The 306-nt window shown below is 65.0% G+C and carries 1 pseudogene; it reads right to left on the bottom strand.

The features are described from left to right. Positions 1–306: pseudogene (locus OC446_RS30735) on the bottom strand (IS21 family transposase); the annotation flags it as partial.

Here is a 306-nt window from a genome sequence, read left to right as displayed (position 1 = left end):
CGAGAATGTAGAACTGGGCAAAGCGCACGCCCACCTCCACCTTGCTCTTGTCCCGGGGCTTGCGGCTGCGGGTGGGCAGGACGCCGACGTCGTAATGGGCCGCGAGCTTGCCGTAGCTGCGATTGAGCTCGGGATCGTAGAAGGACGCCTTGTGCACGCCGCTCTTGAGGTTGTCCGGCACGATGAGCTTTGGCACGCCGCCAAAGAAGCGGAACATCCGCACATGGGCCTCGATCCAGTCCGGCAGGGTCTGGGTCCAGGTCGCCTCGGCGTAGGTGAAGTTGGAGGCGCCGAGCACCGCCACGA

Source organism: Microvirga sp. Mcv34, assembly GCF_024519725.1.
Lineage (GTDB): Bacteria > Pseudomonadota > Alphaproteobacteria > Rhizobiales > Beijerinckiaceae > Microvirga.
The sequence above is the reverse complement of the archived record's forward strand: the minus strand, read 5'-3'. Positions and strand labels throughout refer to the sequence as shown.